This window comes from Agrobacterium sp. O3.4, from assembly GCF_041414895.1.
Classification (GTDB): Bacteria; Pseudomonadota; Alphaproteobacteria; order Rhizobiales; family Rhizobiaceae; genus Agrobacterium; species Agrobacterium cucumeris.
In genome coordinates this window covers 2,164,223-2,175,518 of the sequence record NZ_JALPZP010000001.1, presented here as the reverse complement: position 1 = coordinate 2,175,518, position 11,296 = coordinate 2,164,223, and the positions used below count along the sequence as shown (strand labels likewise).

Genomic DNA, 11,296 nt, shown 5'->3' with positions numbered 1-11,296 from the left:
GATTCATTGTAGAAGACGCCGATATAATTAATGAAGATGTTGAAATCCTTCTCCTCCATTATTGTCGGATCTCTGTTCCTGACTGGATGCACCGCATTGAATCAGACATCGTCGGCGATCAACGACGCGAATAGCGGTGTCGTCGCTGCGATGCTGTCACCATACCGAAAACTTGACTCCCAATGGCGAGGCAAGACACTCGCAGACTTTCAGAGCAGGTTCGGGGCACCGACAGGCCAGGACAAGGAAGGGAACCGCGTGTGGTTTCGCACCATTGTCGCGCATATTCCGGGACAATATGTTGAGACAGCGGACTATATGCAAAATATGACAATTAGACGCAGGGAGTTCATTTCTGCGCACGACGCGCAGAAAAGTTGCGAGATCGCCGTCACGGTGAAAGCAGGACGGATAGCAGCGATAAACGCGCGTCGCGATATCGGTATTCCGACGGACAGCTATCGCCTGTCTTCAGGGATGGAATCGACTTGCCAGCGGATATTTGGATTATAATCTTTAGTCTATCTATCGATATATCATTCTCTTTTTGGTCCAGTGTTCACGCCGCCCTCATCTGCGGAATTTTGAAGTATTCGGTAGACCTGCATTCGAGAACAGCCGACCGAAGCAGCTATAGCGGATGGCAGCATTCCCTGCGTCGATAGGCGTATAACGAGATCGCGATCCACACGACGACTTCCACCCTTGTATACACCGAGATTCTTCGCGCGCTCGATACCCTCGCGCTGCCGCTCTCTGATGAAGCGCCGTTCCATCTGCGCCACCATGCCGAGCACGGTCTAAATGACTTTTCCCATTTCGCCTTTTGTTGAAACGTGTGGTTCGAGAACAGTGATGTATGCGCCGCGCTGTTCACATTCGTGGACGATGTTTAGAACATCACGGGTGTCACGGCCGAGGCGATCAAGTCGGGTGACGATCAACTCGTCATCTTCGCGCAAGAACTCGATGATCGTTGCCAACTCGGTTCGGCCTCGGCGGCTTGCGCCTGAGACTTTTTCGCACCGGACGATCTGGCAGCCTTCGGCTACAAGCCGCTGTTGCTGAATTTCTAAATCCTGATCAAGCGTGCTTACGCGCGCGTACCCAATTCGAGCCATGTGTCACCTCAAGCTTTAGGCTTGACGCTACCCCGTCACAAATAGTCGCTGTCAACCCAGATGTTACATGAGTGGCTGTAACCGCTGGTTCGTCACATGAGGGTATAACCCTGATGTAACACGTGCCGTTGCGCCTTGCGAACATTGGTGCTCGCCATCACAAGGCACTTGGGGGCGCCTTGGCGTCTCTCGGTTAGGAGGCCTTGGAATAGGTAGGTAGCATGCCCGGTTTCGCGCATACCTAACAATCGGCTATGGAACTAGGTATTGGCTTCCATCGCGCCAGAGATGCAGCAGCGTCTGCCCGCCTCTCTACTTTTTCGCGGAACCGCCCAGACGCAACCACTCATACTCATCGATCCCGACACGGGCGAGCGACCCGGAGACGTCCGTTGCAATCCGTTGAGCTTTCAGCGGATCGATGTCGCCGAGCCACCAGTAGACGTGGTCGTTCGAGCTGTTGAACAGGAACCTGCCGTCCTCGGACTCTGCGCGCACCGTCTCGGAGAGGTCAGGCTTGAACTTGTCGTACAGCCGAGATCCGGCCGAGGTACTGACATACACCACAACCTTCTTCTCTCCATCCCGTATAACCAAGTTTTCCGTAGACTTTGCTGCCTTCTTCGCGACTAATTCGATGAAAGGGAAATAGCGACTCTCCGTGATGCGCACCGTGTCGCAGGCAGGTTGAACACAAAGGAAATATCGGGTCTTTCTGCCCACCTGCTTGACGACGCTACCCAAGGTCAGTGTCGGTAACCAGCCCTCCGGCAGTGGGTTAAAACCGCCGGGCTCTCTGACAAAAGTGGCGAATCGAGCAAAGTTCTGGCTGAGTTCCTTTTCGATATCACCGACTTTGGCGGGGTCGTTCTTGCTTATCGGTAAGAACAGCGACTTGTGAAAACCATCAAGCCTACCGGCGCCCTTTAGAACGCTCTCGCGGAGCTGATCCTTGGTCGTGCCGGCAGCTTCCAGATGTGCCTCCGCCTCAGGATAGCTGAAGTGCTCGTCAAGCCAGGCCGATAACTCTTGGTCGCCGAGCGCGTTGCCCAAATGCTTGGGCAACGATAGCACACTCTTCATTTGAAGAAGGAATAGGTTCATCGCAAAGCCACGCGCCTCAGTGACGTGACCAAGCAACATGCGGTGGCCAACGAAGGCGGTATCAAGGCTAGTGTCGAGATTGGCGAGGATATGGTGTGTGGCGTCCCGCAATGCCGCAATGCCGAGCAATGCGAAATTCGCCAAAAGGCCATGGCTAAGCTTGGCAAACTCCTCCACCGCAAAGTCCGGCAGGTCCTCGACCGCTACGCCGACATTAATAGACCTCTTTCTCACGAACCGGACCCGGCAAGTTCCGATCGTCAGAAGGGTGTCATCGTTGGGATCTTCCACTGCATCGAACTTCGCTCTCTTGAGATGCTCGCCCAATGCTTTGCGACGGTCAGCGAGCGGGTCGGCGCTGGTGTAAACGATCACGAGGCGGAGCCGGCCGTTGAGTTCCCGATCTTCAGTCAGTATTTTTTCGAGGATAGACCTTGCGAGGTTGTCTTGGTTGGGACGCAGGTACCAGTCGATTATCACGACGTCGGCGACGGATGCGGCGCGAACTGCTCGGTCTATGACTTGGGAGTCGGTGTCGGCCACCTCCGGCTTAAGGACGCCGCAAACGATCCGCTTATCCAGAAACGCGTCCGCCAGCGGCCTAATTTTCACCTCCGCATCGTTACCCAGTGCTTGATGTACAACGTCTGGCGAAGCGTCACCGATGTGATTCTCGTTCGGTGCATTCGCAAAGAGAGGAGGTTCCGCCAGATCCTCCTCCGGGAGTTGCGTAGGAGGTTCGGCGATGATCTCGTCATCAATCACTATGGCGGTCTTCAAGAAACGTTTTGTCGCCTTAAGGCCGTACTCCTTAAAGGCGGGCTTCGCTTGTGCGGCGTCTAAACTCATTCACTGTCCCCCTGCTCGTAGGATCATGTCATCGGGAACCGTGATCACGAAAGTCGGCGAAACGTCTCCGGCCGCTCGTTCCAGGATGATGTCCATTCTTTCTTTACGTAATCCATCTCGCGACAGGTATAGGCCCATTCCTCTGCCCGCCGGCTTGTTGCTTATGCCGAATTCGAACATACCTTCAGCGTCGCGCGGATCGATGCCTGGGCCGGAATTGGAGATCGTCAGACCTACGGGCGAAACATCGAACTTGATAGTTTTAGATTGGTCGCGCATCTCTCCCAACCAGTAAATTGCGTTGTCCACGACGTTTGCGAACACCGGTAGGAGCGTCGACGGGAAAGTAGTAACCGTAGTAGCGCGGAAAGCGTCGGGCGCGTCCAACTCGATGCCATGCCGTTCGAAGCGAGGCCCAAAAACGGTCCGAATGAATTCTTCAATCTCAGTACCCGATACCGGAACACGTCGTCGCTGCAGCCGCCGATTCAGAGGCACGAATAGTTGCAGGTAAGATTCGAGATGTTCGAAACTAATCTGCAACCTGCTGTAAAGATCGTCAAGCCCACGGTTCCGACTTGCCCAGGGCTTAAGTGCATCGAGTCCCCTGTTGATGTTGCGGACCTGACCAGAGAACTCGTGCTGCACAAGGCCGAGGGCTAGACCAATCTGGGCTAGGTCAGCATATTGATCGACCCTCTCCTTCAATTCATCATTCTCACTTTCCAACGCGGCGGCAACGTCCAACAAGTCGTGTTGGTTTACCATTCCCTCCATCACCGAACGCAATTGCTCACCCAAAGCATCCATTAACTGCGTGGAACGTCCGGCAGATTCCCGAACTTGATCGATCAGTCGGTCGCGCCGGTGTTCGATTTCCTGCGGTGTGAGTGCAGCCACCTCGGTTCGCGCCAAATCGGATTTGACGGCCTCGACTTGGTTGCTGAGGTCAGCCCAGCTTCGATTGATCGTGGCGCGAATCTCGCTGTCGAGCTTTTCGAGTGTGGTGCTCACCTTCTTGCGGGCATCGCCGGCGCTTGACAGTGCCACCTCTGATTCCCTCTTGACGGGTTCATCCAACCGACGACGGGGGTCCACTTCCGTTGTGCCATCGGTAAGCAGCCTACGGATTTGCTCGGTGATTTCAGCCACCATCGGCTCGTAGTGTCCGGTCAGAAGTCTTTCGCGTTCACGTAGGTAGGCTTGAAAGTCCTGTTGCTGCCGCTTATTCATTCCAAATTGCCGAGGCCGCGGAATAGATATGCGATCCCGCAGGCCTTTGTTTGCAATTTCGAATTCGGCCTCTATCGTCAGAAGACGGTCGCCGGCAGCGACGGGATTGGCGAGGGCGGTCAAGCCGTTCAGCCGAGCAGCGAAACCTGATCGCACCTCTTTGCACGCAAACTCGAATTCCCCGCTTCTGGCGCTCTCGAAGAAGCGCGACAGGGCATCATTAAACGTATCTTTAGCTGTCTTGACGCTCTTCGCACGCTTCTGAAGGATCTCATAGTCGCGCTGTTTGTTCTTGCGGATGGCATCGAAGTCAGTGGAAATGCGTGCTTTTTCGCGAAAAAAGTCGAACGCAAGTCGTTCGAAGAGGCGTTCTAGCAGCGAGACCATCTGTCGATAGGCCTTGTTCTGCCTGAAGCCCTCTCGGCCAGCCTTTTCGACGAGATTGGCATTGTGTTTATTAGTCAGCCGGACGTCACCTATGAGGCGCCGGTAGGAGAAAAACCAGTCATTTGCCGAGAGTGTGCGACGCCGCTCAATGTTCAGCCAATCCACGTCCGAATTGCCGTAGGGAAGAATTCGAATACCGTCGCGATAGACATAAAGGCCGCCAATGTTGTCGAGTTTGTCACCTAGTATCTTCCACTCATCGAGTGGCATGCGGGTGACGGGATGCATATGCTCATTCTTGCGATGATACCGCCCAACGGACGTGAGGGCCGTCGTCTGACGGACGTTATTGCGAATGCACCGGCGCACCCAAATGTCGAGGTAACGTGTCCAGCGAGATGCTGGGCATCTGGAGTGAGCTCCGGTGCGGAGCCGTCTGCGCGGCTTGGTCGCTTCCTGCGCCTGCTCTTCGATATTGAGCGGATCAAATCGGTGTGCTTCCGACATGTTGCGGAAGTCATCGGAGGCGGAGACGGATAAACACTGCCTTGCAACTTTTGCGTTGGCCTGTAGACTTTCACCTATATTGAGCGGGGGAAGAAATGCAGAGAAGCTACTGTGCCGCCATTTTATTTTTTCTCGCTGCGGTAAATGCCGGCGCAGCGGATTGCGATGCAATTCTTAACTCAAGCCTGATGAACCAGTCGTTGGTTGTTGATCAAGCCTCCGCATCATCGGCTGCGAAAAGTTCGTTCTGCAACATGGACTATAGCCAAGCTAGCTCGTCCTCGAATACGGAACTGGCGGTTCAGTACGGAATATTTGACGGCAGCGGCGGCCACAGTTCGCAGAAATTCAATGAGTGGAAGAGCGAAAACTGTGGCGATGCATCAAACTCAAGCCGCACTGATCAATTTCGATATGAAGCTCAGAAGGCCTTGTCTGCGCGGGCCGTGCAAGCGTGGGAGGCATGCGTGCTCCAGCAGCCTGAGCTAACTTGCTATGCAAAGCCTAATAGCGATCCGGACCTCCTCACTATTGCGATAAACTGGCGGCCGCCCGGAAGTCGAGAAACAATCGTCTCTCGCTCTCGTATAGTCGGTGGCTCTAACGCTTCTGATCCATCGCTGCAGACGCAGCTTTATCAGCCACGTGAGAAAGTATTTTCTGGACAGGATAGCATACTGATTTCTCGAGAAAGGGCGCGCAACGTCACCGTTTCCCTTACAGTGGTCTATGGAGAAGATATTCGCAGAGAGTGCAGCGTTTTCAACGCGTTCAGGACCGAGCCGGCACCAGAGCGTGGTCCTGCATCGGTTGCAATTAGGTGGGAGCGTGTTGTACCGAACTTCGACACGGGACCTCTCCTCGGAAGATGTGACTGCCTTGCCGTTGCAACGGATATGAATACAAGAAACCTCACTGCGACGAACAACTGCACCGGAGAAGTGCTTTTGATGGGAGTGAGAGAAAGCTCTCCGCCGCAAGGCTTTATGTTGCCTCCGTTCCTCAAACAACCGGGTCGAGAATGGGCTCGTGTCGCGTTGGCAAAAAACACTAATGTTGTATTCGAGGCAAAAAACAGCCTTCCGGTTGGAATTACTGCATTCTCCTGCCCACCCATGCCGACTGTGCCAAAATTTCAGCAGTGCGTGATCCGACCCAGTGAACTGCCTCCGGGTACGCCAATGTCGATGTGCCCCGTCAATGCCTCCCGATTTGGTGAGGCCTGTACCTGCCCGAAGTTTGATAACGGCAGACAAGTCGGCGTATTCAACGGCGATTCACTGCCTTTGCCTCCTCCGGGGCAAGTGAGCACCCTTCCGGGAACACTAACTCCAGCGCCTCAGTTCCGTTGACCTATCGACTGGGCGCCGTTTGGGAGCAGCGGACGTCAACAGCAAGGTGTGTCCATGGACAGGGTGTCGAGAACGGACAAGGGGGATCCCGTTAACTTTTGATAATATCGCGAAAAGCCTTAGCAAAAGCTGCAGTCTCGACACCGTTGAGCTTTGGAGGTGCAAATGCGGTGGTAGGCCCGTCGCCAACGAGGCGCATGGTCTTCCGTTCGAGATCAAGGTCGCTCATACGCGCAAAGATGTGAGCGGCAACGTAGCGAGCGCGGCGCACCCAAATATCGAGGTAAGGCTGGTGGTTTTTGTATGAAAAGAAGCCATCCAAGATAAGTTGAAACAGCGTTTTTCGGTTGATGCGGATCGTTGACGCTGCATACAGTAACGCCAGTGTTTGCTTATTCTGGCTCCATCGCTGGTGAAGCAGAGACCGTGACACATATCTCTCTTTGTAAGGGAAATGCGGTTTGGTTGCTTTTAACTCGTCCAACGCGAGCACCGCTTTGTTGAGGCTTGGAACGAGCGGCCGGCCCCGAGCACTGAACCGGTCAACGGCATGATGAAGAAAAGTCATGGCGAGGACAGCAGTACTTATGACCTTTTCATTGCGTTCGAATTCTTCCCAAAGTGTCTCATAGGAGGGATTGTTTGCGAAAGCTTGATAGCCGCCCAAGCCGTCATAAATCTCGTCCAAAAAATCGATGCTTGTGAGGATGTAACGTGCCGTTATGTCTCTTTCCAAATTAAACTCGGCGTAACCCAACTTCAATTCGGCATCGTCCATATGGTCAAGAGCAGCATGCACCATCATAACTTCGCGAACGCGCCGCTCTCGAGGCGTGATCAACCAACCGCCGAAACTTACGGATAGAACATCCTTGTAGCCGGGGTAGTAATCATGGCTGTCGAGCAGTATCTGCAAGATTTCTTTGGCCCGGTACTTACCGACAAGCGCGAGGTCAATTGGGTGGACGTGGTTGGTCGATTGTTGTTTAGGAGCCCATCGTTGCTTCAGCGCGTCTATAGCCGCGATAATATCACGCATTTCCTTTGATTCAATCACATCTTTGACGTCGACCATGCTATCCCGCCTACTTTGGTGAACGGGATAAGACTATCTGATTCATAAAGATTTATGCAGCACGGCGACATGCAGCTCTTGGTGAATTTGGATGACCGCCAGTTAGCTTCGAAGTACCACGGTTCGTCCAGCAACATCCAACAGAAACACGGTATATTAAGCGGGAAAATTATCTAAATAGAGAAATTTATATATATATATTTCAGTATGTTGTTTAGTGGCTCGATTCCCTTAACCCGCTCCATTTTTCCAATATAGCTGAAATCTTTTCCGGCCCGCGGGCAGGTCGTGCATGGCCGCCGCTAGGTGGCAAGTGCATCTCTACAATTTAACTTGACTACGATTAAATTGCACGTAATAGTTGACGCAGTCGTAACATTATGGGGAAGTGTTATGAGTCGCAAACTTCTTTCGGAATTTCTGGGAACTTTCTGGCTTGTCTTCGGTGGCTGCGGCAGTGCGGTTTTCGCTGCCGGGTTTCCAGAGCTTGGCATTGGTTTCCTCGGCGTTGCTTTTGCTTTCGGCCTGGCCGTTCTGACCATGGCCTATGCGGTCGGAGGCATTTCCGGCGGTCATTTTAATCCGGCGGTTTCCGTTGGTCTGACGGTGGCCGGCAAGTTCCCGGTATCGAACCTCGTTCCTTATATTGTGGCGCAAGTTCTGGGCGCGATTGTTGCGGCAGCTGCGCTTTATGTCATCGTCACTGGCAAGGCGGGGGCCGAACTGGGTGGTTTTGCCGCCAATGGTTATGGTGAACATTCACCGGGCGGATATTCGCTCGTATCAGCGCTGCTGATCGAAGTGATCCTCACCGCATTTTTCCTGATCGTCATTCTGGGGTCGACGCATGGCAGGGCTCCAGCCGGTTTTGCGCCAATTGCCATCGGTCTTGCCCTTACCCTTATCCATCTGATTTCCATTCCGGTCACCAATACCTCGGTCAATCCGGCCCGCTCGACGGGACAGGCATTGTTCGTCGGTGGATGGGCGCTGCAGCAGCTGTGGCTGTTCTGGCTTGCTCCGATCCTCGGCTGTGCCATCGGTGCTGTGGTCTGGAAACTTTTCGGCGAGAAAGAAGAGTAGGGTCCAAGGCCAGCTCCTTCCTGCCCGCGCAGACATGAATGGGAAGTTTGTTTTCCCGAATGGTCGGGGAAACCATTGAGGAGGATGACATGGATCTTGCTTCGATATTGGCCCAGGTGATCGGTGGTGCGGTTGGCGGCACGGCTGGCGGGAAGATAGTCAAGGATTCCGATCTCGGCTCGCTTGGCAACCTGATTGCAGGCGCCATTGGCGGCATTGGCGGCGGAACCGTACTTGGCTCGTTGCTTGGAGCGGCGGGAAATGCGGCGGCCGGTGGTGTGGATATCGGCGCTCTTGCGGGTCAGCTGGTTGGCGGCGGTGTCGGTGGTCTGATCGTTCAGATCATTGTCGGTCTGATCAAGAACAAACTCGTCGCCAAGTAGGGCCGTTGGTCACCCGCGTGGTGGCGTGACAGAGCTTGCCGGAGGAGAAATCTCATTCGGCAAGGCTTCTGGTGTATTCTGTATCGATGACGGCAACCCGCCGAAACCGGATTATGCAGTAGCACCTCTGCAATGGTGGAATGCGTTCTGCGGTTGCCGAAAATACGTGTGAGAACTGCATTCATCGATATTGCGGATGCCGCGTCAGGCCGAATTCTTGACGGCCGGCATATGTGGTGTCTTGTTCCAGACGAAGGGTCTGGTTTTCAGTTCCACAACCGCGCGCCATGCCGCAAAAGACAACATCAGCCAGTAAACCGGTATCGCTAGCCAATATTGTCCGACCTGTTGCTTTTCATAGGTTATCATTCTGTTTCGGCCCATCAGCACAAAGATCGTGTAGCTCCCGAGAATATTCAGCGTATCGATGAAGAACAGAATGCTCTGCCAGGAAAACAGCATATCTGTGCCGCTTTCCAGGATCGCCATGGCCATAAGGGCGAAGGATAGAAACAGCAGGGGGTGGGTCAGCGACGATAAAAGCATGCCGCCGATCAACAGTTGAAAGACGATATAGTCGATCCATCCCATCTGGCGTGCAGTTGTAAGGGGCGCACGGGTCATCACCAGCCAGCTTTGTAGCCAGCCTTTGTACCAGCGCGCTCGCTGGCTCAGCCACACGGAGAGCGAGGTTGGCGCGTCTTCCAGCGTCTGTCGCCGGATGACACCGCAGCGATAACCGAGCCTGTGCAGCCTCAGGCCCATATCGGCGTCCTCGGTCACATTATAGGGGTCCCACGCACCAACGCGGCGCAATATCGCGGTGCGGAAATGGTTTGAAGTGCCGCCAAGTGGCAGCGGCAGCCTGTGTGCGGCAAGAACCGGCAACATGCAGCGAAAGAGGCCGGAATATTCCAGCGCGAAACAGGCGCTGAGCCAGGAGGAGCGTGCATTGCTGATAATAAGCGGCGCCTGCAGGCAGGCCACTTCGTCGGGCTGGCGGCTAAAGGTGGCATGGGCTTCGCGCAATTGTTGCGGATGGGGGCGGTCTTCCGCATCGTAAACGACAACGAAGGCGCCCCGTGCCCCGGCGAGTGCATAGGTCAGCGCCTTGGGTTTGGTGCGCGGCAGGGATGGCGGCACTTTTATGAGCTCAATATGCGGGCCGGGATTGACGCGCCTGATGGCGGTGATCGTCGCGTCATCATCCGCTTCGCAGATGAGTTTGATATCCAGTCGGGACCTGGGCCAATCCAGACGCTCCAGCGCGCCGATGAGCTGCTCGACGACGGCCTCCTCGCGATAGAGCGCCGCGAGAACGGTGTAGACCGGCAGGTCGTTGTCGTTTCGGAGAGCGGGGAGGGCTTGTTTTTCGTTTTCCGTCGGAGCGTGCGGAGCATTAACAAGCGCAAACAGCCTGAAAAGCAGTGTGAAGAAATAGAGCATCGTCAGGCTGACGTGGATGTAAGCCAGGGCCGCTTCCGTATAAAAAAGCAACGACAGCGTCAGCAGCGTAACCAGAATGCCGGTGTAGAAACCCTGCTGGCCCTGTAATGTAATCCTGGCGGAATGGCCCGGTGCCGCGTTGAAAAGCCGTTGTTGCGCCTCCTGGCTGCGGCGCGTTTCACCTGCCTTCCAGATTGCGCTGCGCATGGCCTGCGGCGTGGTAACGGCAAGTTCGTCGAAAAGATGCGGATGCCGATCAAGCATGGTCTTCAGCAATTCAAACCGTCCCAGTTCCGGCACGATCAGAAGGAGCGGCCTGCCGTTCAGTGGCTTCAACCGGAGTAACTGTGGTTCGGCGAGTTGCGTATCGAGGGTTTTGATATCCTCGACCCGTTCCGGATCGATTTCCGGGAAAAACGGCAGCCGCAGAAATCTGGCAAAAGCACCGAAATAAGCGTCCGGCTGGACAAGGCCGCCTGCCAGCAACTCATCTTCCACCGTCGAGCCGTTTTTAAGAGCCCGCTGCTCGAATGCGTCGATATAGGGTTTGCCGAAGCCCAGTGAAACGAGGAACTGCGCCTGTCCGGGTTCGGCCTGCCCGGGTTCAGCCTGTTCGGCTGCGCTCCATTGCTGATCATCGCCCGAGAATGAAAATGCAATTTTCCGTTCCATTGGCGTCGTGCGAAACGATTCTCGTGTATAATGGCTAGATTGATCCATGCATCGCCGCCGCCGTCATGGTAATGTCCCACATCC

The 11,296-nt window shown here is 54.7% G+C and carries 8 protein-coding genes and 1 pseudogene; 4 read left to right on the top strand and 5 right to left on the bottom strand.

Annotation, left to right across the window (positions count from 1 at the left end):
* Positions 1-30 precede the first annotated feature (30 nt).
* The gene (locus tag M0412_RS10515; protein WP_142841039.1) at positions 31-513 is read left to right on the top strand and encodes a hypothetical protein; all 483 of its coding nucleotides are present in this window, start codon (positions 31-33) and stop codon (positions 511-513) included.
* 23 nt (positions 514-536) lie between these two features.
* Here M0412_RS10515 and M0412_RS10510 read toward each other — a convergent pair.
* From M0412_RS10510 to M0412_RS10500, 3 genes and pseudogenes are all read right to left on the bottom strand, one after another.
* Positions 537-1,121: pseudogene (locus M0412_RS10510) on the bottom strand (recombinase family protein).
* Positions 1,122-1,433: 312 nt separating this feature from the next.
* Positions 1,434-3,074: a response regulator receiver domain gene (locus tag M0412_RS10505; RefSeq protein ID WP_269698769.1), complete on the bottom strand. Its 1,641-nt coding sequence runs from the start codon at positions 3,072-3,074 to the stop codon at positions 1,434-1,436.
* Positions 3,075-5,201 carry an ATP-binding protein gene (locus tag M0412_RS10500; protein ID WP_142841041.1) on the bottom strand — a complete coding sequence of 709 codons (2,127 nt, stop codon included), beginning with the start codon at positions 5,199-5,201 and terminating at the stop codon, positions 3,075-3,077.
* 95 nt (positions 5,202-5,296) lie between these two features.
* Here M0412_RS10500 and M0412_RS10495 point away from each other — a divergent pair, with 95 nt between their 5' ends.
* Positions 5,297-6,553 carry a hypothetical protein gene (locus tag M0412_RS10495; RefSeq protein WP_269698767.1) on the top strand — a complete coding sequence of 419 codons (1,257 nt, stop codon included), beginning with the start codon at positions 5,297-5,299 and terminating at the stop codon, positions 6,551-6,553.
* A 91-nt stretch (positions 6,554-6,644) separates the two neighbouring features.
* Here the strand turns inward: M0412_RS10495 and M0412_RS10490 are convergent, their stop codons facing one another.
* On the bottom strand, positions 6,645-7,628 hold the full coding sequence (locus M0412_RS10490) for a hypothetical protein (protein WP_269698765.1): 984 nt from the start codon (positions 7,626-7,628) through the stop codon (positions 6,645-6,647).
* A gap of 393 nt (positions 7,629-8,021) precedes the next feature.
* Here M0412_RS10490 and aqpZ point away from each other — a divergent pair, with 393 nt between their 5' ends.
* On the top strand, positions 8,022-8,711 hold the full coding sequence (gene aqpZ, locus M0412_RS10485) for an aquaporin Z (protein WP_269698764.1): 690 nt from the start codon (positions 8,022-8,024) through the stop codon (positions 8,709-8,711).
* Positions 8,712-8,800: 89 nt separating this feature from the next.
* Entirely contained in the window at positions 8,801-9,094 is a 294-nt protein-coding gene (locus M0412_RS10480) for a hypothetical protein (protein WP_046800726.1), read from the top strand.
* Positions 9,095-9,298: 204 nt separating this feature from the next.
* Here the strand turns inward: M0412_RS10480 and M0412_RS10475 are convergent, their stop codons facing one another.
* Complete coding sequence (locus M0412_RS10475) at positions 9,299-11,260, bottom strand: glycosyltransferase family 2 protein (RefSeq protein ID WP_269698761.1); 1,962 nt, start codon at positions 11,258-11,260, stop codon at positions 9,299-9,301.
* Positions 11,261-11,296 lie beyond the last annotated feature (36 nt).